This window comes from Halorubrum sp. T3 (assembly GCF_000296615.1).
Classification (GTDB): domain Archaea; phylum Halobacteriota; class Halobacteria; order Halobacteriales; family Haloferacaceae; genus Halorubrum; species Halorubrum ruber.
The window spans coordinates 811,392-835,305 of record NZ_JH815329.1; the positions used below are offsets into that span (position 1 = coordinate 811,392).

The 23,914-nt window shown below is 68.9% G+C and carries 22 protein-coding genes and 1 tRNA gene; 12 read left to right on the forward strand and 11 right to left on the reverse strand.

Annotated features, from left to right (window positions below):
- Window positions 1-27: 27 nt before the first annotated feature.
- Entirely contained in the window at window positions 28-1,743 is a 1,716-nt protein-coding gene (locus B378_RS0106245; protein WP_017342957.1) for a COG1361 S-layer family protein, read from the reverse strand.
- 184 nt (window positions 1,744-1,927) lie between these two features.
- On the opposite strand from B378_RS0106245, the gene B378_RS0106250 reads away from it, so the two are divergent.
- Window positions 1,928-2,683 (forward strand): TetR/AcrR family transcriptional regulator, encoded by a 756-nt coding sequence (locus B378_RS0106250; protein ID WP_017342958.1) that lies wholly within the window; start codon window positions 1,928-1,930, stop codon window positions 2,681-2,683.
- 32 nt (window positions 2,684-2,715) lie between these two features.
- Here the strand turns inward: B378_RS0106250 and B378_RS0106255 are convergent, their stop codons facing one another.
- Window positions 2,716-3,417: an HD domain-containing protein gene (locus B378_RS0106255; protein ID WP_017342959.1), complete on the reverse strand. Its 702-nt coding sequence runs from the start codon at window positions 3,415-3,417 to the stop codon at window positions 2,716-2,718.
- A 184-nt stretch (window positions 3,418-3,601) separates the two neighbouring features.
- Here B378_RS0106255 and B378_RS0106260 point away from each other — a divergent pair, with 184 nt between their 5' ends.
- Window positions 3,602-4,528: a cation diffusion facilitator family transporter gene (locus B378_RS0106260; RefSeq protein ID WP_017342960.1), complete on the forward strand. Its 927-nt coding sequence runs from the start codon at window positions 3,602-3,604 to the stop codon at window positions 4,526-4,528.
- A gap of 69 nt (window positions 4,529-4,597) precedes the next feature.
- Window positions 4,598-5,308, forward strand: a complete 711-nt coding sequence (locus tag B378_RS0106265; RefSeq protein ID WP_017342961.1) for a YqjF family protein — start codon at window positions 4,598-4,600, stop codon at window positions 5,306-5,308.
- Between the two features lie 524 nt (window positions 5,309-5,832).
- Here the strand turns inward: B378_RS0106265 and B378_RS0106270 are convergent.
- Window positions 5,833-7,122 (reverse strand): Glu/Leu/Phe/Val dehydrogenase, encoded by a 1,290-nt coding sequence (locus B378_RS0106270; RefSeq protein ID WP_026046197.1) that lies wholly within the window; start codon window positions 7,120-7,122, stop codon window positions 5,833-5,835.
- 181 nt (window positions 7,123-7,303) lie between these two features.
- Between B378_RS0106270 and B378_RS0106275 the strand changes: the two genes are divergently transcribed.
- Together B378_RS0106275 and B378_RS0106280 are read left to right on the forward strand one after the other, a co-directional pair.
- A complete protein-coding gene (locus B378_RS0106275; RefSeq protein WP_017342963.1) occupies window positions 7,304-7,768 on the forward strand; it encodes a PH domain-containing protein in 465 nt (154 codons plus the stop codon).
- Window positions 7,765-9,780, forward strand: a complete 2,016-nt coding sequence (locus B378_RS0106280) for a PH domain-containing protein (protein ID WP_017342964.1) — start codon at window positions 7,765-7,767, stop codon at window positions 9,778-9,780. Before B378_RS0106275 ends, B378_RS0106280 begins: the two co-directional genes overlap by 4 nt.
- 18 nt (window positions 9,781-9,798) lie before the next feature.
- Here B378_RS0106280 and B378_RS0106285 read toward each other — a convergent pair whose 3' ends face one another.
- Window positions 9,799-10,944, reverse strand: a complete 1,146-nt coding sequence (locus B378_RS0106285; RefSeq protein WP_017342965.1) for an acyl-CoA dehydrogenase family protein — start codon at window positions 10,942-10,944, stop codon at window positions 9,799-9,801.
- A gap of 177 nt (window positions 10,945-11,121) precedes the next feature.
- Between B378_RS0106285 and B378_RS0106290 the strand changes: the two genes are divergently transcribed.
- Entirely contained in the window at window positions 11,122-12,183 is a 1,062-nt protein-coding gene (locus B378_RS0106290; RefSeq protein WP_017342966.1) for a phytoene/squalene synthase family protein, read from the forward strand.
- Window positions 12,184-12,235: 52 nt separating this feature from the next.
- Here B378_RS0106290 and B378_RS0106295 read toward each other — a convergent pair whose 3' ends face one another.
- The 3 genes from B378_RS0106295 to guaB form a co-directional block, all read right to left on the reverse strand.
- Window positions 12,236-14,230 carry a DEAD/DEAH box helicase gene (locus B378_RS0106295; RefSeq protein ID WP_017342967.1) on the reverse strand — a complete coding sequence of 665 codons (1,995 nt, stop codon included), beginning with the start codon at window positions 14,228-14,230 and terminating at the stop codon, window positions 12,236-12,238.
- A 70-nt stretch (window positions 14,231-14,300) separates the two neighbouring features.
- The gene (locus tag B378_RS0106300; RefSeq protein ID WP_017342968.1) at window positions 14,301-14,885 is read right to left on the reverse strand and encodes a HalX domain-containing protein; all 585 of its coding nucleotides are present in this window, start codon (window positions 14,883-14,885) and stop codon (window positions 14,301-14,303) included.
- A gap of 176 nt (window positions 14,886-15,061) precedes the next feature.
- Complete coding sequence (gene guaB, locus B378_RS0106305; RefSeq protein ID WP_017342969.1) at window positions 15,062-16,549, reverse strand: IMP dehydrogenase; 1,488 nt, start codon at window positions 16,547-16,549, stop codon at window positions 15,062-15,064.
- A 523-nt stretch (window positions 16,550-17,072) separates the two neighbouring features.
- Here guaB and B378_RS0106315 point away from each other — a divergent pair.
- The 5 genes from B378_RS0106315 to B378_RS16340 all read left to right on the forward strand — a co-directional run bounded on the left by B378_RS0106315 (window position 17,073) and on the right by B378_RS16340 (window position 20,383).
- Window positions 17,073-18,083 carry a DUF5794 domain-containing protein gene (locus B378_RS0106315; protein ID WP_017342971.1) on the forward strand — a complete coding sequence of 337 codons (1,011 nt, stop codon included), beginning with the start codon at window positions 17,073-17,075 and terminating at the stop codon, window positions 18,081-18,083.
- Window positions 18,084-18,188: 105 nt separating this feature from the next.
- Window positions 18,189-18,416 carry a DUF5795 family protein gene (locus B378_RS0106320; RefSeq protein ID WP_017342972.1) on the forward strand — a complete coding sequence of 76 codons (228 nt, stop codon included), beginning with the start codon at window positions 18,189-18,191 and terminating at the stop codon, window positions 18,414-18,416.
- Window positions 18,417-18,521: 105 nt separating this feature from the next.
- The gene (locus B378_RS0106325) at window positions 18,522-19,502 is read left to right on the forward strand and encodes a hypothetical protein (RefSeq protein ID WP_017342973.1); all 981 of its coding nucleotides are present in this window, start codon (window positions 18,522-18,524) and stop codon (window positions 19,500-19,502) included.
- A gap of 89 nt (window positions 19,503-19,591) precedes the next feature.
- Window positions 19,592-19,766 (forward strand) — tRNA-Trp (locus B378_RS16710).
- Between the two features lie 401 nt (window positions 19,767-20,167).
- Complete coding sequence (locus tag B378_RS16340; protein WP_082224245.1) at window positions 20,168-20,383, forward strand: hypothetical protein; 216 nt, start codon at window positions 20,168-20,170, stop codon at window positions 20,381-20,383.
- Between the two features lie 927 nt (window positions 20,384-21,310).
- Here the strand turns inward: B378_RS16340 and B378_RS0106335 are convergent.
- The 4 genes from B378_RS0106335 to B378_RS0106350 all read right to left on the reverse strand — a co-directional run bounded on the left by B378_RS0106335 (window position 21,311) and on the right by B378_RS0106350 (window position 22,498).
- Window positions 21,311-21,511: a hypothetical protein gene (locus B378_RS0106335; protein WP_017342975.1), complete on the reverse strand. Its 201-nt coding sequence runs from the start codon at window positions 21,509-21,511 to the stop codon at window positions 21,311-21,313.
- A 102-nt stretch (window positions 21,512-21,613) separates the two neighbouring features.
- Window positions 21,614-21,811: a DUF5800 family protein gene (locus B378_RS0106340; RefSeq protein WP_008445671.1), complete on the reverse strand. Its 198-nt coding sequence runs from the start codon at window positions 21,809-21,811 to the stop codon at window positions 21,614-21,616.
- A gap of 115 nt (window positions 21,812-21,926) precedes the next feature.
- The gene (locus B378_RS16350) at window positions 21,927-22,175 is read right to left on the reverse strand and encodes a hypothetical protein (RefSeq protein WP_026046198.1); all 249 of its coding nucleotides are present in this window, start codon (window positions 22,173-22,175) and stop codon (window positions 21,927-21,929) included.
- Window positions 22,176-22,315: 140 nt separating this feature from the next.
- Complete coding sequence (locus tag B378_RS0106350; RefSeq protein WP_017342976.1) at window positions 22,316-22,498, reverse strand: DUF5786 family protein; 183 nt, start codon at window positions 22,496-22,498, stop codon at window positions 22,316-22,318.
- A gap of 169 nt (window positions 22,499-22,667) precedes the next feature.
- Here B378_RS0106350 and B378_RS0106355 point away from each other — a divergent pair, with 169 nt between their 5' ends.
- A complete protein-coding gene (locus tag B378_RS0106355; protein ID WP_017342977.1) occupies window positions 22,668-23,876 on the forward strand; it encodes a polymer-forming cytoskeletal protein in 1,209 nt (402 codons plus the stop codon).
- The last annotated feature ends 38 nt before the right edge of the window (window positions 23,877-23,914 follow it).

Here is a 23,914-nt window from a genome sequence, read left to right on the forward strand (position 1 = left end):
CGTTCTGTGACGTGTCCCCTCATCCGATCACCGCCGTCGGTACCAGACCGCGCCGCCGATCGCGGCGACGACGAGCAGGGCGGCGACGGCGATCAGTCCCACGGGCGTCCCGCCGTCGTCGACGGCCTCGGTCACCGTCACCGGTACCTGGGTGATGTCCGAGATGCGGTCGTTGCCGCGCTCGTCCTCGTACCGGAAGTCGAGCTCGATCGGGTGCTCCTCGACGCTCGCGCTCGACGCCGCGGACACCTCGAACCAGATCTCCTCGGACTCGCCCGGTTCGAGCTCGTCGACGAACGCCTCGTCGTTGACCGCCGTCAGCGGGCTGTCGGCGTAGAGCCCGGCGTTGATCGACGAGAGCGTCTCCGGCCGGCGGTTCGTGATCGTGGCGTTGATCCGCGTGGTCTCGCCGGCGGAGACCGTGGCGCCGTCGACCGCGAGGTCGAACTCGGGCTGTCTCGGAGCGACCTCGACGCGCCGGCTCTCCTCGGTCGCGAGCGTCGCGTCGCCGCTCTCGTACTCGGTCGTGAACCGGAACTGCCGCGGGCCGGGGTCGGCGCTCCCGCTCACGTCGGCGTCGAAGCTGAAGTTCGCCGACTCGCCTGCGGGGATCGTCGGGAGCGCGTACCGGCTCTCGCCGAGGCTCACGCGGTTGCTCCCGGAGTCCGCGACGAGGACCGCGTTCTCGACGTCGAGCGGCCCTTCGTTCGTGATCGTCCCGGAGACCGTGCCGGAGTAGCCGACCTCGAGCGTGCCGGAGATGTCCTCCAGCGAGAACGACTGCTCACGGAGCGGGACGACGCCGGCGCGTGCGGGCGCCGCGGTCTCGTCGATCCCGTTCGGGTCCCGGTACTCGACGGTCGAGGAGAGCGCGTACGCGCCGCCGCCGAACGCCTCGCCGACCGACGAGTCGAACGTCACCGTCCGGTTCTCGCCGGGCGCCCAGTCGCCGACGAACGACTGGCCGCCGCCCTCGCCGGCCCCGAGCCGGACCCCCGGGCTGGTCGTCGTTCCGGAGACGACGGCGTCGCGCGCGGTCTCGTCGCCGACGTTCCGGAGCGTCGCGGTCACGTCGCCGCTGCCGCCGACCTGCGCGTCGGTGTCCGTCTCGAGGACGGCGAACCGCGCGCCGTCGTCGACGACGATCGTGAGGTCGAAGTCGTCGATGCCGCGCCGGTCCTTGTGGTCGTTGAACTCGGGGATGATCTCGAAGGTGTAGCGGTAGCGGGCGGTCGCCTCCACCTCGTACCTGCCGTCGGGCACGTCGTCGGGCACGGTCACGTCCAGCTCGACGGGGACCGGGCTCGCCGACGTCGGCACGTCGCCGACCGGGATCTCGCCGTCCTCGACGTCGATCGGCACGTCACTGTCGTCGATCTCGAGGGTGAGCCCACGTGCGGTGGTGACCCGGGAGTTGAGCTGGTTGCCGATCTCCATCTCGCCGGTGTTGACGATGTCGATCCTGACGGTGGACTCCGCGCCCGCCGGTACCGACCGCTGGGAGGCGAACAGCTCCAACACGGGCGAGCCGCGGACCTGTCTGTCAGTCGGGTCCGATTCGGTACCTGCCTGCGCGACTGCGCCGTCGGCGACCGGGCCGCCGATTCCGGAGAGCGACGCGGCGCCGCCGTCCGCCGTCCCCGCGCTCGGGGCCGCGGCGCCCGCGAGCGAGACGCCGACGAGTAACGCTCCCACCGCGACGACGGCGAGCGCGGCGGTCGCGAGCCGAATCGACCGCCTCATCGGTCGCCTCCGTCGGATCGGTGGGAGGGGCCGGATCGGTGGGAGGGTCTGGTCGCGCGCGGCGACCGGTCGTACCGTGGCGCGTCGGGTCGAGTCATACGTTGCTGTCAGGGGCCCGCGGCATAAGCGTGTTGAATGAACGTTCAATCAGGGCCGATATATACCGGACCCCTCTATGCGTCGTATGAACGACCCGTTCGCGGAGCCGTCGGACACCCGACAGGCAATCCTCGGCGCGGCGTTCCGCGCGCTCTGTGAACACGGGTACGCGAACGTCACGATCCAGCGGATCGGCGACGAGTTCGACAAGAGCCCGTCGCTCGTCTACCACCACTACGACGGGAAAGACGACCTGCTGATCGACCTCCTCGGCTTCCTGCTGGACGCGTTCGAGGCGTCTGTCGCCGACGGCCCCGTCACGGAGCCGCCGGGCGAGGATGCGGCTGCCGCGGGGGAGGACGCGCCGGAGGTGGCTCCCGAAGAGGCCTTCGACCGCTCTGCGCGGGAGCAGCTCGACGGCTACCTCACGGCCGCGGTCGATCCCGCGTCACTCGACGACGCGTACGCGCCCGACGAGCGGTTCGTCACGGTGATGACCGAGCTCCGCTCGCAAGCCGCGAGCGACGAGGCGTACCGCGACCACTTCGACCGCAGCGACCGCGTCTTCGGCGAGTACCTGGAACGGCTCGTCCGCGAGGCGGCGGCCGAGGTCGCCGGTGACAGCGACGAAGTGTCGGGCGGCGGGGACGGAGTGTCGGACGGCGAGCGGACCGTCGCCGCGTCGGAGGTGGCCGCGACGCTCCAGACGTTCGCGACCGGCGGGATGTTCCGCTGGGCGACGACGAACGACGGGGCGTGGGTCGGGGACTCCCGAGCCGGGATCGACCGCTACTTGGAGGCGATGCTACCGCTCGTCGACACGACCGGTTCGGAGGAGTAGGGGCGGGGACGTCCTCAGCGGCCGATGCGTCCTCAGCGGTCGGTGACGCCCTCGGCGTCCATCCGAGAGACCTCCTCTTCGAGCCACTCGCGGAGCCACTTCACGCGCTTGATCCGCTGGTGTGCGATGCCCTCTGCGGTGTCCGAGACGACGCGCTCGGTGTGGTCGTGGGCGCGCTGGAGCACGCGGTCGACCATCTTCGCCGAGTCCATGTGCGTGCGCGACTCGTACCCCATCCGTAACAGCATGAGGACGGCGCCGTTGGCGCCCACCTTGTCGAGCACGTCGGCCTCGATGAGACACCGGCTCTCTAGGGGCACGTCGTCGAGGTCGCCGGTGTAGGAGTGGTCGACGACCGCCCCGCACACCTCCTCGATGAACGACTCGGGGTAGTTGCCGCGGCTCTGGAGGTACTCGCGGGTGACGCGGGCGCCGGCCTCCGCGTGGACGTCTTGTTCGGCCTCCAGCTTGGCGACGTCGTGGAAGACGGCCGCGACCCGCACGACGTCCACGTCGGCGCCCTCGGCCTCGGCGATCTCCGTCGCGAGGTCGACGACGTTGAGGATGTGGTTGAATCGGTACGACGCCGAGTGCCAGGGGTACCAGCGCATCCGTCCGCCGTCGTCCTCGCCCTCGACGCTGGCTGCGAGGTAGTCGCGGACGAACCCCTTCATCTCCTCGAAATCCTCGTCGCTCACCTCCGTTTCCTTAATTTCGACGCCCACCGGGACCACCTCGGACGAAAAGATCGTGATTCATTACCGTCACCGAGGAGCGTTTCGGTCTTAGGCGTTACGACGGAGCCTCCAGCCGACTCGGCGGCGGACATCGCCGGCGCGAGCGGCCCGCTCGCGAGGGGAGGGACGGGCGTCGTCGCGACGCGGGACGCTTAACAGGGGCGCGAGCGCAATGGCGTCTATGTCGAGCCCCTTCGGCGGCGGCGACCGCGCTCGGTTCCAGCGGGCGGCGGCGGTGAACGTCGCCGGCAACGCGGTGAAGATCGTCGTCGAAGGGGCGGTGGGGCTCACGTTCGGCAGCGTCGCGCTGGTGGCCGACGCCGCCCACTCCGTCGCCGACCTCGTCGCGAGCGCGGTCGTGTTCGTCTGGGGGGGCTCGCGGTACGAGAGCGCCGACGAGACGCACCCGCACGGCCACCAGCGGATCGAGCCGCTGACGGCGCTGCTCGTCGGCGCGACCATCGTCGTTCTCGGGCTCCTCCTGTTGCGCGAGTCGGCCCTCGGGCTGCTCGGCGCGCACACTCCGCCCCGGAAGAGCCTCCTCCTCGTCGCCGCGCTGCTGTTCGCGATGGCGGACATGTACCTGCTGTACTGGTACACCGAGCGCGTGAACGCCGACCTCGGCTCGACGGCGCTCGCCGCGCTCGCGGTCGACTGCCTCAACGACATCTACACCACGATCGCCGCCCTCGTCGGCGTGTTCGGCGTGTTCCTGAATGTCCCGATCCTCGACCCGGTCGCCGGCGCGCTCGTCAGCGTCCTCGTCGTCTACCAGGGGATCGAGATCGGCCGCGAGAACGTCACCTACCTCGTGGGCGCCGCCCCGCCGCCGGGCGACCGCGAGCGCGTCGTCGCCGCGCTCCGCGAGTACCCCGCCGTCGAGGGGGTCCACGACCTCACGGTGTACTACGACGGGACCGACCTGGAGGTCGAGGTGCACGTCGAGGTCGACGGGGAGATGACGCTCCGCGAGGCCCACGACGTGGAGACGGAGCTCGTCACGACCCTCCGCGCGATGGAGGACGTCGGCGACGTCCACGTCCACCTCGACCCGTCCGGAGTCGGCGAGTGGAAGGACGCGCCGGAGGGGGCGGACGTCGCGGAGTGAGACCGCGCGAACCGACCTGAAACCGCCGATGGCGTGCGGGTTTTGCCCCTTCGGTCCCTACGGTCCGACATGCTCGGTCGCCGCCTGCTGGAGATGACGTGGCGCGACGCGCTGTTCTGTCACTGGCCCGTCGATCCCGAGGTCGTCTCCGGCACGCTCCCCGACGGGCTCTCGGTCGCCACCCACCGAGGCGACGCGTACCTGAGCGTCGTCGCCTTCGTGATGGACGACATCCGTCCGCGCGGGGCGCCAGTCGGGCTCTCGTTCCCGGAGCTCAACCTCCGGACCTACGTCGAGGGTCCCGACGGTCCGGGGGTCTACTTCTACAACCTCGACGCGGACGACCGGATCGGCGTCGCGGCCGCGCGGCGACTGTTCGCGCTCCCGTACTACCGCGCGGCGATGGACGTGTCTCGCCCCGAAGCCGCCGATCGCTCGAAAGATGCCAGCGGCCCCGTTCGGTTCACCAGCCGCCGGACCCACCCCGGCGTTCCCCACGTGCGGTTCGACGCGACCTACGAGCCGACGGGTGAGGCGTTCGCCGCCGAGCCGGGGTCGCTCGACGAGTTCCTCGCGGAGAACTACCGGTTCTACGCCGCCGGGAACCGGCTCTACTGCGGGGAGATCGCTCACGACCCGTGGCGGCTCCGGGAGGCGACCGTCGACCTCCGGGCGAACAGCCTGTTCGAGGCGAACGGGTTCGACCGGCCCGACGGCGACCAGATCGTCCGCTACGCGGAGCCGATCGAGGTGGGCGCGGACCGAATTCGGTCGGTCTGACGAACGGTGTTTAAACAATTGCGAGCGAGTACGATGATTACTTATAAAGAGCGGTACGGCGGCGCGTGCCTCCGAGCGCCCTTTGGGCGCGAGGAGCGCGCGAGAGGGAGTCGGCCGACCGCAGGGAGGCCGACGAGGTTGGGGAGGTGTGAGGTGCTGTGCGGAGCGGTGCGGGGTGGGACTCAAAGGGGCAGCCGCGAGGCGGGCGCAGGCGACGCAAGCACTGGAGGGAGCGAGCAGCGCGAGTGACCGAAGCGCGCAGCGAGCGTGCGCCCGCCTCGCGGCTGGGGCTTTGGAAGTGTTCGGCGTCGACTCGGAATCAACGATTTATAAGCGAGCGGCTGGGGCTTTGGAAGTGTTCGTTGCTGATCTGAGGCAACTCATTTATAAACGAGTGGCCGGGCCTTCAGAGGCGTTCACCGCTTCGTCTATCGCTTATAAAAGGCCGGCAACGGAACCGAAAATCCACTTATAAACAACCACGCAATTACTCCAATTCGACAACTCCCGCTATCGGTCGCGGTCTACGGGAACAGCCCGCGGTACTCGTGGGCCGTCGCGGTGCGCTCCAAGGCGAGCGTGTACGCGGCGGTCCGCAGGTCGGGGAGGTCCTTCGTGTCGTACTGCTCGATCGTCTCGTCGAACGCGGTGCCGATGCGGCGCTCCAGCTCGGCGTTGACCGTCTCCAGCGGCCACGAGAACTCCTGGGCGTTCTGGACCCACTCGAGGTACGAGACGATGACGCCGCCCGCGTTCGCGAGGATGTCGGGCACGACCTGGACGTCGCGCTCGGTGAGGACCTCGTCGGCGGCGACCGTCGTCGGCCCGTTCGCGGCCTCAACGATAGCCGACGCGCGGAGGTCGTCGACGTTGTCGGCGGTGATCACGCCCTCGACGGCGGCGGGGATGAGTACGTCGACGTCGAGGGTGAGCAGCTCCGCGTTGGTGATCGCGTCCGGGTCGTCCCAGCTGGAGCCGTCCGCGTTCCCCCGGTACTCGCCTGCGACGTACTCCTCGATCAGCCCGCCGGCGTCGACGTGCGCGCCGAGCGCCGCCACGTCGAGGCCGTCCGGGTCGTACGCCGCCCCCGACACGTCGGAGGTGGCGACCACGTTGGCGCCGGAGTCGTCGAGGAGCCGGGCCGCGTTCGACCCCACGTTCCCGAACCCCTGGATCGCGACGGAGGCGTCGGAGAGGTCGCGGTCGAGGTACTCGAAGAGCCGCTCGGTGACGAGCGAGACGCCGCGGCCGGTCGCCTCCACGCGGCCCGGCGTCCCGCCGATCTCCAGCGGTTTCCCCGTGACGACCTGCGGGATGGAGTGGCCCTCGTACATCGAGTAGGTGTCCATCATCCACGCCATCGTCTGCGGGTTCGTGTTCATGTCCGGGGCCGGCACGTCGGTCTCGGGGCCGATCATCCGGCGGATCCCCTCGGTGTACCGCCGCGTGAGCCGTTCGAGGTCCTGGTCGGTGAGCTCCTTCGGCTCGCAGATCACGCCGCCCTTCGCGCCGCCGTAGGGGAGATCGACCAGCGCCGTCTTCCAGGTCATCCACCCGGCGAGCGCCTCGACCTCGCGCTGGGTGACCGAGGGGTGGAACCGGACGCCGCCCTTGAACGGGCCGCGGGCGCTGTCGAACTGGCAGCGGTACCCCTCGAACACCTCGACCTCGCCGGACTCTAACCTGACCGGGAGCGTCACCTTCAGCGTGCGCTCCGGGTGTTTGAGCCGCTCGAACACCCCGTGATCCACGTCTGCGTACTCCTCGGCGCGGTCCATCTGGGCGAGCATGTTCTCGAACGGGTCGTCGGCCATGGCCGGGACGACTCCGTCGCCCGGCATATCGGTTTCGGCAAGTATCGCCTTCGAGAGAGAATAACACGCATTCGAACACACAATTTGCCGGCCGTTCTTCTCGGCCGCTTCCGACCGGACTTATACGTCGGGACCGTCAATCGCCGGTCATGACACACGGACACGCGACGGGGGACCGTCGATGACGGCACAGACGCTTCACCCCCGAGTCCAAGTCGTGTGGGTCCTCCGCGCGGTGCTGCTCTCGGCGCTCGTCACCGCGCCGTTCGCCGGCGGCGCGTACCTCGAATACCTCCCGCGGTGGGCCCCGGTCGCCGTCGGGGCCGTCGTCCTGACGCTCACCGTCGCGCACGCGCTGCTCCGCTACCGCCGCTGGAGCTACGAGATCCGCGAGGACGCGATCTACCTCGACCGCGGCGTGATCACGCAGGTGCGGACGACGGTGCCGCTGGTCCGGATCCAGCACGTCGACTCCCGCCGCGGCCCGATCGAGCGGACGGTCGGGCTCGCCTCCTGCGTGGTGTACACCGCGGGATCGCGCGGCGCGGACGTGCGGATCCCCGGGCTGACGCCGGACGGCGCGAGCGACCTCCGCGAGGAGCTGAAGCGGCTGGCGATCCGCGCCGACGGGGAGGACGCGGTGTGAAGTTAGCGCCGCAGTCGGTCCCGTACCGCGCGCTCCAGAAGGCGGCCGGGACCGCCGTCGCGCTGTTCGTGATCGTGAACAGCGGCGGGTTCGGCCTCCCGCTCGCGGTCGGCGGCGGGGCCGCGATCCTCCTCGTGATGCTCGCCTACGAGGTGGCGTACTACCGCCGGTTCGAGTACGTCCTCACGGAGGACACGCTCGACATCTCCTCCGGCGTCATCTCCCGGCGCGAGCGGGAGATCCCCTACCGGCGGATCCAGAACGTCGACGTGAGCCGCGGCGTGCTCCAGCGCGCGATCGGCGTCGCCGCGGTCGACTTAGAGACCGCCGGCGGCTCCAGCACGGAGGGGTCGATCCGCTTCGTCACGCCCGCGGAGGCGACGCGGCTCCAGCGCGAGGTTCAGCGCCGGAAGTCGGCGAACTCGCGGGCCGAGGACGCTGGCGACGGGGCGGCGACGGACCCGGACGCGGTCGGGGGCGGCCGCGACGACGCGTTCGCGCCCGACGAGGAGGAGCTGTTCGCCATCTCGCCGAGCGAGCTGGCCTTGGTCGGGGCGCTGTCGTTCGACGGGCGCCTGATCGGCCTCCTCGCCTTCCTGAGCTCCGGGTCGTTCCCGGTGTTATCGAGCTTCCTCCCGGAGACGTCGGCCGCCGCGCTCACCGCGACGGCGTTCGTTGGCGTCGCGGCGCTTTTCATCGCGTCGTGGCTGATCGGCGCGGGCGTCGCCTTCTCGAACTACTACGGGTTCCGGCTCTCACGCGCCGGCGACGAGCTCCGCTACGAGCGCGGGCTGTTCCGCCGGTACAGCGGGTCTATCCCCACCGAGAAGGTCCAGACGCTGCGGATCACGGACAACCCCGCCAAGCGCGCGCTCGGCTACGCGAGCCTCTCCATCGAGACCGCGGGGTACGCGCCCGGACAGGACGCGAATTCCGGGAACCAGTCCGCCGTGCCGATCGCCGCGACGGAGCGCGTCTACCGGCTCGCACACGAGATCGAGTCGTTCGGAACGCCGGATTTCAACCGGCCGCCCAAGCGGATCCGGTGGCGGTACGTCATCCGGTACGCGATGATCGTCGGGGTACTCACGGCCGTCGCGTACGGCGTGAACTGGTACGTCTCGCCGTCGCTCCCGTGGTACGGCGTCGCCGGGATCCTCGTCGTCGTTCCGCCCGCGGCGCACCTGAAGTGGAAGCACCGCGGCTACTGGGTCGGCGAGGACCACCTCCTCACGCGGAACGGGTTCTGGAGCCGGACCGTCGCCGTCGTCCCGTACTACCGGATCCAGAACGTGATCGACAGCCGCACCGTGTTCCAGCGGCGGTGGGGCGTCGCGACGATCGTCGCCGACACGGCGGGGACCAGTTCGCTGACCGGCAGCGACGCCGCGGCCGTCGACTTCGAGGTCGACGAGGCCGAGACGCTGAAGGAGACGCTCACAGAGCGCCTCGCGACCGCCGTCGCGGAGCGCCGGAGCGAGGGGACCGACTCCTTCGAGTGGATCGACGACGGCGCGGAGGGAGACGGCAGCGTCGGAGCGGACGAGGCCGTCGAAGGCGACGAACGGACCGGAGCGACGGAGAGCGTCGAAGGCGACGAGGAGCCCGAAGGCGACCAGACCGGCAGCGACGGTCCCGCCGAGGACGCGGTCGTCGACGCGGAAGCGGACGACGCGACGACCGAGGCGCCTGCGGACGACGAGCCAGAGATACCCGACGACGGCGTCGTCCGTCCGGATTTCTCGCCGAGCGACCGCGACTACTCGGAGCCCGCGGAGCGGATCGACACGGGCGGCTACGCGGTCGACCAGAACCCCTCAGACGCCGACGTCGCGCACGGCCCGAACGCGGACGATGAGCGGGACGGAAGCGAGACCGAGGACGACCGGGACGGAGACGAGACGAACGGCGACCGCAACGATGACGAACGGGCGGACGCCGACGACGCTGACGACTATCCCGAGAACGGCGACGAAGGCCCCGAGAACGGCGACTCCGACTCGCGGCCCTGAGCGGCGCAGCGGGCGACGCTACTCTTCGAGCAGCTGCTGAGCGATCGTGTTGCGCAGGACCTCGCTCGTGCCTTCGTAGATCTCCGAGAGCTTCGCGTCGCGGTAGAAGCGCTCGGCGGGGAAGTCCTTCGTGTAGCCGTAGCCGCCGTGGATCTGGATCCCCTCGTTGGCGACTTCGCGGGCGATCTCGGAGGCGTACAGCTTCGCCTGCGCGGCCTCCTTGATGTACTCCTCGTCGCGCATCTTCAGGTCGGCCGCCTCGTGCATTAGCAGCTCCGCGGCGCGCGCCTTCGTGTCCATGTCCGCGAGCTTGTGCTGGATGGCCTGAAAGTCGGAGATGGGGCGGTCGAACTGCTCGCGCTCCTGCGCGTACCCCTTCGCCTCGTCGAGCGCGGCGCGCGCGATACCGACCGACCGTGCCGCGATCGTGATCCGGCCGCCGTTGAGCGTCTTCAGGGCGTGGACGAACCCCTCGCCCTCCTCGCCGAGCCGTCGCTCCTCGGGGATCCACATGTCGTCGAACCGGAGTTCGGCGGTCGGACACCCCTTGTCGCCGAGCTTGTCCTCCGTCCCCTCCACAATGAACCCGTCGTCCTCCTCGGGACGGACGACGAACGACGAGATGCCCTTCCGTCCCGCGTCGGGGTCGGTCTTGGCGAACAGCGTGACCGTGTCCGCGACGGAGCCGTTCGAGATCCAGAGCTTCCCGCCGTTGACCGTGTAGCCGTCGCCGTCGCGCTCGGCCGTGGTCGACATCGCGGGCACGTCGGAGCCGGCCTCGGCCTCCGAGAGCGCGAACGCGCCGATATCCTCGGCGGTGTTCAGGGCGGTGAGGTACTCCTCCTTCTGGGCCTCGTCGCCGAACTCGTAGAGCATGTTGCCGGCCAAGGACGTGTGGGCCGCGACGACGGTGCCGAGCCCGCCGGAGCCGCGCGAGATCTCTTCGAGCCCGATCGCGTAGCTGTGGTAGTCGAGGCCGGCGCCCTCGTACTCGACCGGGAACGGCATGCCCATCAGGCCGAGGTCGGCCATCTCCTCGATCAGGTCTGCGGGGAACTCATCTTTTTTATCGATCTCGGCCGCGCGCGGAACGACCTCCTCGTCGACGAACTCCGCGACCGTGTCGCGGATCTGACGCTGCTCTTCGGTGAGCGTGAACTCCATATCGGAGCGTTCGGCCGGGCGGACTTAGCCGTTTTCACACGGTTGTACACGGGCCGGCGGTTCGTCGGTGCGGGCGGGGACCGGGTCGTGTGGTTTCGTCCGGTCGTCTCGCGGGCGACGCCCGACGGACGTTCCACGAGGGTTTTTATGCGTTGTGCCGTAAAGGCTGGCAACTGAATGAGCGGACGAGAACACGGCCCCGCGGAGGCCGACCTTGCGTGGTGTCACGAGGCGGTCCAGGGGGTCTCGCGGACCTTCGCGCTGACAGTCGACGTGTTAGAGGAGCCGATGGCCTCGCAGATCTGCGTCGGCTACCTCCTCTGTCGCGTCGCCGACACGGTGGAAGACGCCGGCCACATCCCGCCGGACGCCCAGAGCGACGTGTTGCGGACCTACCGACGAGCGATCGACCCGGACGACGAGACCGACATCGGCGCGTTCCGCGAGGCGGTCGACGAGTGGCTGCCCGCCGAGCGCGACGACGACTGGACCGTCGTCGCCGAAGCGCCCACCATCGCCGCGACGTTCGAGGAGCTCGACCCGGAGGCTCAGGCGGCCATCGTCCCGCCCGTGTTAGAGATGGTCGACGGGATGGCGATGTTCGTCGACCGCCACGCCACCGAGGGCGGGCTCCGCATCGACGACCGCGACGAGTTAGAGCAGTACTGCTACTACGCGGCCGGCACCGTCGGCAACCTCATCACGAACCTGCTCACCCGCGAGGACATCGGCGAGGAGCGCGCGGAGCGCCTGCGGGAGACCGCCGAGGAGTTCGGACTCCTCCTCCAGCTCGTCAACGTCTCGAAGGACGTCTACGACGACTACACCGAGGAGAACAACGTCTACCTCCCCGCCGAGTGGCTAGAGGCCGAGGGCGTCGACCAGGAGCGCGTCGTCCACCCCGAGAACCGCGAGTCGTCCGCGCGCGTCGTCGACCGCACCGCCGACTACGCCCGCTCGTTCCTCGACGACGCGCAGGCGTACTTGGAGACGATGCCGCTCTCGAACGGGAACACGATGGAGGCGTGGACCGTGCCGTACCTGCTCGCGGTCGGCACCCTCCGCGAGCTCGGGAGCCGCCCGGAGGACGCGCTCACCGAGACCGGCGTGAAGGTGTCCAGACAGGAGGTGTTCGCGGTGATGTCCGCCGCGAGCGACGTGGGCCGCGACTCGCTCGCGGAGCTCCGCCAGACCATCGCCCGGACCCCGTTCCACCGCGCCGTCGGCTCGGCCGACTGAAGCGCCGACGCCGTGGCCATCGTTTCTTCTCGTCCGTGCTTCTTCCCGTCCCTCACAGCCGCGACCGCGCCCGCGACACCGCGGGGACGGTGACGCCGATCGTCTCCCCGAGCGCCTCGGCCGCGCTCAGCAGCCACTCCGCGCGCTCGACCCGCGAGTCGAGGTCACCGGGGCCGATCCGGTAGCGCTCGACGAGCTCCTCGACGGTCGCCCCGCCGATCCACTCGTCGAGGATGCGCGCCGTCTTTACCGACTCCAGCCACCCCTCGAAGTCGTCCGGTTCGGTCATGTCCGTCGTGAGGTGCGCGGCGTTCGTCCGCGCGAACTGGTAGACGTCCGCGCGCTCGGCGTTCCCGAGATAGGTGTCCTGCATGTCCGGCGTGTCGCAGATAACCTCGAACGCGGTGAGCGTCGTCGCGTCCGCCAGGTCGACCGCCGCCCGGAGCCCGGCGACGATCCGCTCGCCCGTCTCGGGTCGGACGTACTGCTTCGAGGTCGTCTCGCCGACCGCGGTCGCGACGAGTCTGTAGTCCTCGACGCCGCCCGTCTCCCGGGCGATCATCCCGGCCGCGACGAGGTCGTCGACCGCGACGGCGACGGCATCCGCGAGGCCGCCCGCGCCCGCTTCTCGTGCGTAGAACGTCCCCTCGAACACGTCGAGGATCTCCGTCTCGGTCGCGGCGAACTCCGTCGCTATCGCCGCGAGGACGTGGGTCCGGAGCGCGGCCGGGTCGGCGAGCTGCGACTCGACCGCCTCGGGCTCGCCCTCGACGTACCGCTCGTGAACCTCCTCGCGCGTGTCGGCGTCCGCGACGAGCACCGCCTCGCCGTGCGGGTCGAGCCCCGGGCGCCCCGCGCGGCCGCACATCTGGTGAACCTCCAGCGTTGGGATCCACGCCATACCTCCCTCACCGTACCGACGCTGGTCGCGGACGACGACGCGGCGGGCGGGGACGTTGACGCCGGCCGCCAGCGTGGGCGTGGCGCAGATACAGGCCACGTCGCGCTCGCGGAACGCCGACTCGACGACCGCGCGGTGGCCCGACCGGAGCCCCGCGTGATGGAACGCGACGCCCGCGCGCAGGCAGTCCGCGAGCTGTCGGCCGGTGAGGGTGCCGTCCACGTCGGTCGCCTCCTCGGCCGCCGCCGCGGCCGCCTCCTCGACTCCTAACTCTGCGGCGAGCCCCTCCTCGGCGAGCCGCTCGGCGAGGTCGACCGCCTCGCGCCGCGAGCGGACGAACGCGAGACACTGGCCGCCGTCGGCGACGGCGTCCGCGACCAGGGCGGCCGTGACCTCGGTGGGATCGCTCTCGTCCTCGTCGCCGCGCTCGCCGGCGTCGTCGCCGTTGCGCTCGCCGTCGGCCTCCGTCTCACCGGAGTCGACATCGACCGACAGGCTCGTGCCGTCGTCGAACGCGACCTCGCCGCCGACGGCGACGCCGGTCCGGAGCTCGACCGGGCGCCACTCGGACTCGACGAGGGTGGCGTCGAGCCAGTCCGCGATCGCGTCAGGGTTGTTGACGGTCGCCGACAGCGCCACGGTCTGGAGCTCCGGGTTCCGCCGCCGCAGCGTCGCCAGCGTCACTTCGAGCGTCGGCCCGCGCCGCTTCGCGCCGAGGAGGTGGACCTCGTCGACGACGACGCAGGCCAGCTCGTCGACCCACGAGGCGCCGTTGCGGATCGCGGAGTCCACCTTCTCGCTCGTGGCGACCACCACGTCGTTGCCCGCGAGCGCCTCGCCCGTGGCGTCGAAGTCGCCGGTGGAGATGCCCACGTCGACGCCGGGGAGCGCCGCGAACGTCTCGTACTTCTCGCGGGCGAGCGCGCGGAGCGGGCAGACGTACAGGCCGGGGCCGTCCGCGGTTAGCAGCGCGAGCTGGGCGATGAACGTCTTGCCCGACGCGGTCGGCACCGCCGCGACGACGTCGGCGCCCTCGCAGACGCCCGCCTCGACCGCCGCGCGCTGCGGCGGGTACAGCTCGCGCACGCCGCGCTCGGCGAAGTGGTCGACGACGGGCTGAGACAGCGGCAGGTCCCGGACGCGCATATACCGCTCGTTCGGCGGGACCGGTCATAAAGAGTCGGCGGGATACCCCCTCGGTCGGCGTCGGCGCGGGTTATTCGGTGTCGAAGTCCTGGAAGAGCTTCTCGTAGTCCTCGTCGTCGGTCGCGACCGCGTCGCGCGACTCGTCGGCCTGCTCGCGGAGCTCCTCGATCCGGTCGGTGAGCCGCTGGTACTCCTCGTTGTCGGCGAGGTCGCTCGCGCTCTTCTCCGACTCCAGCATCGCCTTCTTCGAGGTCAGCGAGAACAGCTCTTGGACCTCCGTGTCGTACTCGCCGCGGCGCAGTAGTCCCTCCACCGTCTCACGAAGCGTGTCGCTCGTGACAGGCTTGACGAGGTAGTCGTCGAACCCCATCTCTAAGATGTCGAAGTCGGGCTCGACTGCGGTGACCATCGCGACCCGGCAGTCGATGCCGCGGTCGCGGACGGCGGTGAGGACCTCGTCGCCGGAGAGGCCGGGCATCCGGCGGTCGAGGAGGATCGCGTCGACCTCGTCGTCGGCCTCGTCGAGTTCGTCGAGGGCCTCACGACCGCCGTACGCGGTTCGGACGCGATACTCGTCACCGAGCCATGCGGCGTACAGGTCGGCTAAGTCGGGTTCGTCCTCGACCACGAGGACCAGCGGCGGTTGCTCACTCATGGATGACGGGAGCGAGGGGGTGTTCGCTCACACGTTTCATCTCGCCGCTGGCTATATTAAAATACCTCTTCGACGCTCCGCGGGATCGGTCCCGGCGTCCGGCTCGGGTCCGGTCGCGTGCGCCCGAGCCGGCCGTCCGGGTTACCCGGGATACTCCTCCGAGCTACTCGTTCGAGCTACTCGTCCGGGCTGTAGTTGGGCGCCTCGTCCGTGATCATCACGTCGTGCGGGTGGCTCTCGCTCTGGCCCGCGGTGGAGACGCGGACGAACTCCGCGCGCTCGTGGAGGTCGGGGACGGTCTCGGCGCCGACGTACCCCATCCCGGAGCGGATCCCGCCGGTGAGCTGGTGGAGCTCGGAGGCGAGGCTCCCCTTGTACGGGGTCGCCGCCTCGACGCCCTCGGGGACGAACTCCTCGTCTTCGTCCTCCTCCTTGAGGTAGCGGTCGCCGCCACCGGACTTCATCGCGCCGACGGAGCCCATCCCGCGGTACTGCTTGTACTTCTTGCCCTGCATCGTGATGACGCGGCCGGGGGCCTCGTCGGTACCGGCGAAGTAGGAGCCGAGCATCACCGCGTCGGCGCCAGCCGCGAGCGCCTTGATCGCGTCGCCGGAGTAGCGGATGCCGCCGTCGGCGATAACGGGCACGCCGTGGTCGGCGGCGACGTCCGCGACCTCAGCGACCGCAGTCATCTGGGGCATCCCCGCGCCGCTGACCACGCGCGTGGTACAGATCGAGCCCGGCCCGATGCCCACCTTCAGCCCGTCTGCGAAGTCGACTGCGGCCTCGGCGGCCTCGCGCGTCCCGACGTTGCCGACGACGACGTCGGCGTCGACGGTCGCCTTGATCGCCTCCGCGGAGTCGAGGACGTTGAGGTTGTGGGCGTGGGCGCAGTCGATGAAGATGACGTCAACGCCGGCCTCGTCGGCCGCGACGGCGCGCTCCTCCTCGAAGGGCCCGACGGCGACGCCAGCGAGCAGGCGCCCCGTCTCGTCGCGGGCGGCCTCCTCGTGCTCGCGGCGCTGGAGGATGCCCTGCATCGTGACGAGGCCGACGAGCCGGTCGTCGCCGTCGACGACCGGGACGCGCTCGATCTTGTGGTCGTACATCAGCTCCAGCGCCTCGCGGGCCTCGACGTCCTCAGGCGCGGTGATGACCTCGTCGGTCATCGCCTCGCGGACGGCGTCTTCCTCGCCGACCTCGAGGTACGGGCGGATGTCGGTGCCGGAGATGATCCCGAGGACGGCGTCGTCCTCGTCGACGACGGGGGCCCCGGAGACGCCCTGTCGCTCCATCACGGCGTCCGCCTCGCTGACGGTGTCGTCCGGCGAGACGGTGACGACGTTCTCGCGGCGGATGACGAGCTCGTGCGCGCGCTTGACGCGCTCGACCTCGGCGGCCGTCTCTTCGACGGTCATGTTGCGGTGGAGGACGCCGAGCCCGCCCTCGCGGGCCATCGCGATCGCGAGGTCGCTCTCGGTGACGGTGTCCATCGCCGCCGACAGCACGGGCACGGTGAGCTCGACGTGCTTCGACACCCGCGTACTCAGGTCGGCGTCGTCGGGCTCGACCCGGCTCTCCTTGGGTCGGAGCAGTACATCGTCGAACGTCAGCGCTTCCGGAACCTCGAGCTTCGCCGAGAATCGGCCAGAATCTGTCGCCATATAATGCGTCATGAACGGCCGATGAAAAGCGTTGCGAGACGGCACGGACGTGGTGGTTGGTCACATTCGAATCCGTGTTGTATACACGATTATGGATATTTCGGCGGACGAGGCCGCGGCTGCCGCCGGCGCGTGCGTGGCGGCCTCGATCGACCGGCCCGCCCGACGTCCGAGGATTCGAAACCGAGAGATGATCGGAGATGTTCCGGGAATGTCGATGTATCGTCATCGAGGAGCTATTCTCGTCGTCGATCCTTCGTGTCGTGCGGACACGTCTCACACAACCTTTAACGCGACCGAAACACGTATATTAGGTATGGACTCCGACAGTCCCGTGAACGCGCGCATCGCCGGCCAGCCGAACGCCGACCTCGGCGTCCGCTTTACAGCCGGCAATCCGCGCAAACCCTTTACATGGGCTCGTCGGACCCCCCGCGGCGTGGACTCCGCGTGCCGGTCCCCGGACCACCGCGAGTCGCACGCGTCCCACCGCCACCCCGCCGGTCAGGGCTATCGTCCCTAAATGAGCACGTCACGCCACCCGGTCGCCCTGCGGCTCGAACAGCAGGTCGGGAGCGCGACGAAGCTGCTCGCGACCGTCATGGCCCTGCCGCTCGTCGACGGCATCTTCCCCGCTCTCGTCGTCGCCGGCGTCCTCGGATCGGCCACGGGCGTCGTCGAGACCGGTATCCTCATCTTCGGCGGCTCCGCGACCGCCGCGGTGATCCTCGCGGAGATGGACGGCTCCCGCCGGGAGATGGCGGCCTCGATCCTGCTGATCGGCGCGGTGATCATCCCGGTCGCCGCCGTCGAGGCCGCACTCGCGCCGACGCTTCAGGGACTGCTGAACCTACCCGTCTTCGAGCGGTTCGCCGGGCTCGTCATCCTGACCGTCGCCGCCAAGACCGCCAGCTCGGAGGTCGGCGAGTACCTGCCGAGCCCGGGCGTGATCATCGGGCTCGGCCTCGTCGCGAGCTTCGACCCGTCGGGGTTCGCCCTGCGGACCTCGACCGAGTACGTGGTCAACGGCACCGCGGCTGCCTCCGTGGGCGTCGGGTTCGCTCTGTCGATCGCGCTGCTGTCGCCGCACCTCCGCGGCCGCGTCGACATCGACCGATTCCGGTTCGGCTCCGCGGTCGCGCTGGGCGTGCTCGCGTTACCGATCCTGCTCGGCCCGTTCGACCTCATGCAGACGGACGCCCCGATTGCGCTCGCGGTGCTCGCCGTGACGACCTTGTTCGCGTACGACCCGAACTCGGACGGGGTGGCGAGCGCCGCCGGCGATGGCGACGCGCACGACGGCGACGAGTCGACGGACGAGGGCGCTGCCGGGGGAGACGGAGACGCGGCCGACGCCGACGAGGACGCGGATGAGGAGGCGCCGAGCGAGCCGCCGCTCGACGCGCCGCCCGAGGGGCCCGCCCCCATCGTCGACGACGACGTCGCGGTCCTCGCGAACGGCGGCGAGGCGCGCGAGACCGACGACGACCCGGACCCGTTCACGGACGACGACTCCCGGGCGCCGTGGCTGTGATCCGACGGTAATCGACCGCGGACGCGCACGTCCGACCGCCTCGTTCGTCGCTCCGCGTCCCGTGCGTGTCGCCGGGGTTTAGGTACTCGACCCCGAACGGCAGGTATGTCGAACCGCGTCGTTCAGGGGCGGATGGTGACACCCGAGAAGCTCGCAGAGCTGGTCGAAGGAGAGTCGGTACTGGAGGCCGAGTCGATCACGGACGCCGACCGCGACTGCCCGGAGTGCGGCGGCGACGTCATCTCCGTCGGGTACATGCCGAGCGTGACCGAGTTCGTCACCGGGTACAAGTGTCAGGACTGCGACTGGAGCGACGACGACAGGGGGGAGTAGGCCAGCGGCCGACGCCGGGGAGGGCGCCGCGCGCACCCAGGTAGGGGCCGGCTACGGGCCTAGGGATACCATAACTTTGTGGCTCACGGCCGTCCGTCGTCGGTAATGAACTACAAGAGTGTCGCTGACCTCGCCGCCGACACCCGCCGGCTGGCGCGGGACGACCTCTCCGACGTCGACCTGGTGGTCGGCATCCCGAGGAGCGGGCTGTTGGCTGCGAACCTCGTCTGTCTCCATCTCAACGTCCCGATGACGGACGTCGACGGGCTCTGCGAGGGGCGTCGAATGGACTCGGGAGAGCGGTGCGTGGAGGGGCGGTCGTTCGGCGACCTCGACTCCGTGCTGGTCTTGGACGACTCGGTGCGGTCCGGGAGCCAGATGACCGAGACTCGGAACAGGCTCGACGGGCACGAGTTCCCGTTCGACCTCACGTACGGGGCGGTGTACGTCTCGCCGCGTGGGCCCGAGTACGTCGACCGCTGGGCGGAGGTCGTGTCGATGCCGCGGGTGTTCGAGTGGAACGCGATCCACCACCCGGTGTTGAACGACGCCTGCGTGGAGATCGACGGGGTGCTCTGTCGCGACCCCACGCCGGCCGAGAACGACGACGGAGAGCGCTATCGAGAGTTCCTGTCGACGGTGGCGCCGGGCGTCGTCCCGGACCAGCGGATCGGACGCCTCGTCACGAGTCGCCTCGAGAAGTACCGGCCGGAGACCGAGGCGTGGCTGGACGAACACGGGGTGCGGTACGATGAACTGATGATGATGGACCTGTCGAGCAAGGCGGCGCGCCAGCGACGGGGGAACGACGCCGAGTACAAGGCGGACGTCTACGACGCGACCGACGCGTCCCTTTTCATCGAGAGCGACCCGCGGCAGGCGGCGGAGATCGGCCGCCGGACCGACAGGCCGGTCCTCTGTTACGAGACGATGGAGATGATCCAGCCCGGACGGGCGAAGCGGGCGTATCGGACGACGGAGCGGTACGTCTCGCGGTTCAAGGAGAACCCGGTCTCCTTCACCGCGGCGGCGGCGAAACACCTGTGTTACCGCGGGTACCGGACGGTCTCAGGGCGGCTCTCCTGACGGCCGGGCGGAGGCCCCGCCGTCCGCCGATGAACGCGATCGAAACCCCTTTATCCGCGTTTCGGTAACGCTCTGATGCGAGATCACGCGGGGCTGTGGCCAAGCCAGGCATGGCGACTGACTCCAGAGGCTTGCGCCCGGGACGACACTCCAGACTGATATACCGAGCGGCCGACTGATCATCGGTCGTGTTGACGACCCTCTGGAGTTCCGAGGCGCACCGGAGATATCAGTCGATCGGGGGTTCAAATCCCTCCGGCCCCACTTTCTGCCGTCGCGAGCAAACTCGCGAGCGACGGCGACGTGCTGAGGAGGGATTTGAACCCAGCGGACGAGCGGAGCGAAGTCCGCGTGGTTCACAATCCCTCCGGCCCCATATTACTCCGAAACACTCCGTAATTGGCAGCAGAGGCTCTGTCCGTTAAGTTCTCTGCCCCAAGGATAATTGTATTTTATTCGATCAGGGAATGATGACACGCGACATGATACAATTTGGAAAGATGATGTAAAGCGAAGTAGACTATCTTGAGCGTCCTCAATGCGCCGAAGCTCTCCACCCTATTCTGGCAAAAACGCCGTGAGAGGTATAGAAAACAGATAGCTCTCTCAACAGAAATCAGAATCGGAATTCAAATGACCGAGTGGTTGTAACATGGGACGTCCGAATGTCAGAAGATAGCAGTTCTACCCACGTACCCAGCCAGCCCGTTGTTGTCCAAGAGGATACCCATCAAAACGAAATTCCGGAGAATATCGACTCAGAGCTGTATTCGGCAGATAGCCCCACTAACTCGTTCCACGAGTTCACAATCGAGCGTGGAGACGAACTCGTTGAAGCACTCCGCAATAACGGCTACACGGTCAAATTTAGAGAGCGGTGACATTCAGCTTGGACGTCGTTGGGACGCTTAGAAACGGATAGGTTCGGTGTGCTCAGTCCGTCTGAGGCATGGCTCACTCCTCGCAGTCGGTTCCAGCGGAAGACGCTCGGGATCGACATCCTCGTATGGTTTGTCAGAGCTTGAGATGAGATGCCACGATTTTTGGCAGTAGCGGCATGGAACGAATCGAACGCGATCATTCGGTCATCGAGATAATTCACAGCCTTGAGCGCGGTCTGGCGTTCTTCATCGGTCTCAACAGGAACGACTTCGAGCGACTCTGTTGAAACCCTATTCTTCAAATATAACTTGGGATGAAACACCTGGTCGCTGAATGGTGCTTGTTTATCGGTTTCGGGAGTAGGTGTCGTAGGTTGTGAGTGAGGCCATTTATAAGGAGAATAGCTGTGTTGCTGTCGGCTGTTTATAAGTGACTGACGCTACTGCGGTGAGTGCCTCCAAAGCCCCAGCCGTCGAGGCGGGCGGACGCTCGCTGTGCTCCTCGTCACTCGCTTCGCTCGTTCCTGCGGTGTCGCCGGCGGCTTCGCCGCCGGCTTTCAGTGGCGCGTAGCGCCACGCTACTTACATCGCCTCCGCCCGCCTCGACGGCTGCCCCTTTGAGTCCCACCCACTCCGCACAGCACCGCAGCCTCACACCTCCCCAGCCTCGCCGCTCGCTCCGCTCGCGGCGTCCCTCGCGGGCTGGCTCGCGGCCTCCGCTTTGCTCCGGCCGCTCGGAGGCGCGCCACCGCACTCCTTTTATAAGCACTTGTCGCCGTCGCTCGCGGCTATTTAAATACGCTCGTCGCCACCGAGCTGCGATACCTACTCCCGCTGTCGCTCGCCGCTACCGCTGTACTGACCACGCCCCGGTCAGAATGTATCACTTACCGATCGGCGTCGTCGAAAATTCGATTTGGCTTCCAACTACCGACGAGCCACGATCCGCGCGGCCATGACGCCGACGAGCCCGATCATGCCCGCCATCGCGAGGTAGATCCCTAACCCGATCAGTTCGCCGTTCGAGCCGTTCACGCCCGCGAGACCCAGGAACACGACGGCGATGACGGCGTGGAGCGCGAGCACGCCGGACGGGACGTTCGCGCCGAGGTCGAATCCGATCTCCATACCCTCGCTTCGGTGGGCGTGGGAAAAAGTCGTCCGGTCGGAACGCGGGACCGCAGCGGCAGCGCCGCGGTCGAGTGAGCGGGACAGCGCCGTCCCGGGACGCTACAGCACGTCGCCGATTCGGACCGGCTCGCCGTCCAGATTCGGGTCCTCGGCGACGATCGTCAGGACCTCGTGGTCGGTGACGTCGCGGTACGACTTCCCGGTCGCCTCCTCGATCAGCGTCTTCTCTAACTCGAACTCCGTGCCCTCGTAGACGACGTCGACGCCGCGGTCAGTGAACGTCAGGTCCGTGCTCATGGTTCCGAGTACTCCGTTCGAGGTGATAAGGAACACGCACTGCCGGGAGACGACCGTCGCGCGTGCGAACCAGCGGCGCCGGTCTCGCTCGCGCGGACCGCGACCGCAGGCGACCTCAGGTCGCGTCGCAGGCGGCGTCGTAGCCCGACTCGCAGAGCCGTTCGAGCATCTCACAGGCCTGTCCGTTTCCGCCCGCGCAGAGCCGGCGCGCGAGCGCAACCGTCGCAGCAGAGGCCTCGTCGCCGTGGCCGTCTCCTCCGGCGTCGTCGGTCTCGTCCGATCGACCGCTAGAGCGCCCGTGCCCCCGACGACGGGAGCGCGCTCGTCGGCCGAATCGAGGGGCTCGGTTACGTCTCCGTGCCATACAGTACCAACGGGAGCGGTAGAAAATAAATCCAAATCGGGAGTGTGAACGACACGCACACCCACGGTCGGTCCACGCCGTCCGCGTCTCGGGCTACAGAGCGTCTCGGGCTACAGAGCGTCTCGGCGGCGGGCGGCGACTCAGTCCTCGGCTTCGTCGTCGCGCATCTCCGAGAGGCGACCGACGAGGTCGTCGGTGTCGGCGTCGCCCTCGATGGTGACGTCGCCGTCGTGGTCGTTCTCGTGGACGTTCACCGCGTCGTCCTCGTCGGTGTCGACGTCCTGGTCCTTCTGTTCGCTCTCGTCGTACGATCCGAATCCCATGGGTGTCTCTTCGGCGGCGCACTGAAAAGCGCAGCGACCGTGATCCGCCGCGGTAGGGATTCACGTCTCGGTCCGAGAGGGAGTTCTCCGGACCTGACGCTGCGCGCGTGCGTCCGACGCCCGTCCGACGCCCCGCACCGTTTATAAGCGCGGGGCGACTGCTCCCGGTGTGTCGCTGCGAGGAGACGGTCCGATAGAGGAGCTCTCGATCCCGTCCGGGACGACCGTCGAGGAGCACGACGTGGTCGTCGACGGCGACGTGCTCGTGGGCGGACAGTCGACCGTCGAGCTCGGCGTCCGCGGCCGCAACGTCGCGATCGGCGAGCGCGTCAGGGTCGGCGACGATATCGAGGCCGAGGGCGACTGCCGGCTCGACACGTGGTGTTCCGTCGACGGTAACGTGCTGGTCGGCGAGGACGCGTACCTCGGCGAGCGGGTGACCGTCACCGGCCGCCTGATGGTCTCCGGCGACCTCGACATCGGCGACGACGTGACGATCGAGGAGGGGTTCGAGGCCAACGGCTGGATCGTCATCCGCAACCCGGTGCCGACGATCGTCTTCTACTTCATCGTCCTCTCGCAGCTGCTGCGCGTCGGCGAGACCGACGCCGCGGACGAGTTAGCCGAGGCGCTCGCCGACGGCGACGACGTCCGGGATCCCCTGTTAGTCCCGCGGAGCGCCGAGATCTCCGACGACGCGTGGCGCGTGTCGACGCCGGCGACCGTCGGCGACGACTGCCGCCTCCACGGCAACCTCCGCGCCGAGTCGATCCGCGTCGGCGAGCGCAACGAGGTGTTCGGCTCGCTGCGCGCCCGCGACGACGTCACCGTCGGCGCCGACACGGTCATCCACGGCGACGTGACGACCCGCGGAGGAACCGTGACCGTCGAGAGCGGCGCGCGCGTCCTCGGCGATGTCTCCGCGGGCGACCTGGTCGTGTACGACGGCGCGGAGATACAGGGCACCCTCCGGGCGCGCGGCGAGATGAAGCTGATCCAGGAGACGGAAGAAGCGGACGACGATGCGGACGAGACCGACCCCGCCGACGCAGACGAAGCGGCCGACGACGCGAGCGAGACCGACCTCGACGATTCGGACGAAGTGGCTGCCGACGACGCCGACGCCGATACCAACGGCGACGAATCCGAGACGGACGACAAGCCGGTCGAGGACGAACCGTCGGCGTCCGACGGCGCAGATGGACTGGAGGCCGACGACGACGAGACCGTCGACGGCGAAGCGGTCACCGAAGCCGACGCGAACGAGGCCGAAAACGCCGACGACGAGACCACCGACGACGAGACCGCCGACGACGAGACCGCCGAGGAGGCCGCGCCGGTGACCGCCGACGCGCCGACAGCCGACGACGAGTCCTGATCGCGGACGGATCGGGCGTCGAGTTTTGCGAAATTCTC

Bases quoted from the DNA above. Each gene is read 5' to 3' on its own strand.
- B378_RS0106245 (WP_017342957.1), bottom strand. From the start codon at position 1,743: ATGAGGCGGTCGATTCGGCTCGCGACCGCCGCGCTCGCCGTCGTCGCG.
- B378_RS0106250 (WP_017342958.1), top strand. From the start codon at position 1,928: ATGAACGACCCGTTCGCGGAGCCGTCGGACACCCGACAGGCAATCCTC.
- B378_RS0106260 (WP_017342960.1), top strand. From the start codon at position 3,602: ATGTCGAGCCCCTTCGGCGGCGGCGACCGCGCTCGGTTCCAGCGGGCG.
- B378_RS0106265 (WP_017342961.1), top strand. From the start codon at position 4,598: ATGCTCGGTCGCCGCCTGCTGGAGATGACGTGGCGCGACGCGCTGTTC.
- B378_RS0106270 (WP_026046197.1), bottom strand. From the start codon at position 7,122: ATGGCCGACGACCCGTTCGAGAACATGCTCGCCCAGATGGACCGCGCC.
- B378_RS0106275 (WP_017342963.1), top strand. From the start codon at position 7,304: ATGACGGCACAGACGCTTCACCCCCGAGTCCAAGTCGTGTGGGTCCTC.
- B378_RS0106285 (WP_017342965.1), bottom strand. From the start codon at position 10,944: ATGGAGTTCACGCTCACCGAAGAGCAGCGTCAGATCCGCGACACGGTC.
- B378_RS0106290 (WP_017342966.1), top strand. From the start codon at position 11,122: ATGAGCGGACGAGAACACGGCCCCGCGGAGGCCGACCTTGCGTGGTGT.
- B378_RS0106295 (WP_017342967.1), bottom strand. From the start codon at position 14,230: ATGCGCGTCCGGGACCTGCCGCTGTCTCAGCCCGTCGTCGACCACTTC.
- B378_RS0106300 (WP_017342968.1), bottom strand. From the start codon at position 14,885: ATGAGTGAGCAACCGCCGCTGGTCCTCGTGGTCGAGGACGAACCCGAC.
- guaB (WP_017342969.1), bottom strand. From the start codon at position 16,549: ATGGCGACAGATTCTGGCCGATTCTCGGCGAAGCTCGAGGTTCCGGAA.
- B378_RS0106315 (WP_017342971.1), top strand. From the start codon at position 17,073: ATGAGCACGTCACGCCACCCGGTCGCCCTGCGGCTCGAACAGCAGGTC.
- B378_RS0106320 (WP_017342972.1), top strand. From the start codon at position 18,189: ATGTCGAACCGCGTCGTTCAGGGGCGGATGGTGACACCCGAGAAGCTC.
- B378_RS0106325 (WP_017342973.1), top strand. From the start codon at position 18,522: ATGAACTACAAGAGTGTCGCTGACCTCGCCGCCGACACCCGCCGGCTG.
- B378_RS16340 (WP_082224245.1), top strand. From the start codon at position 20,168: ATGTCAGAAGATAGCAGTTCTACCCACGTACCCAGCCAGCCCGTTGTT.
- B378_RS0106335 (WP_017342975.1), bottom strand. From the start codon at position 21,511: ATGGAGATCGGATTCGACCTCGGCGCGAACGTCCCGTCCGGCGTGCTC.
- B378_RS0106340 (WP_008445671.1), bottom strand. From the start codon at position 21,811: ATGAGCACGGACCTGACGTTCACTGACCGCGGCGTCGACGTCGTCTAC.
- B378_RS16350 (WP_026046198.1), bottom strand. From the start codon at position 22,175: ATGGCACGGAGACGTAACCGAGCCCCTCGATTCGGCCGACGAGCGCGC.
- B378_RS0106350 (WP_017342976.1), bottom strand. From the start codon at position 22,498: ATGGGATTCGGATCGTACGACGAGAGCGAACAGAAGGACCAGGACGTC.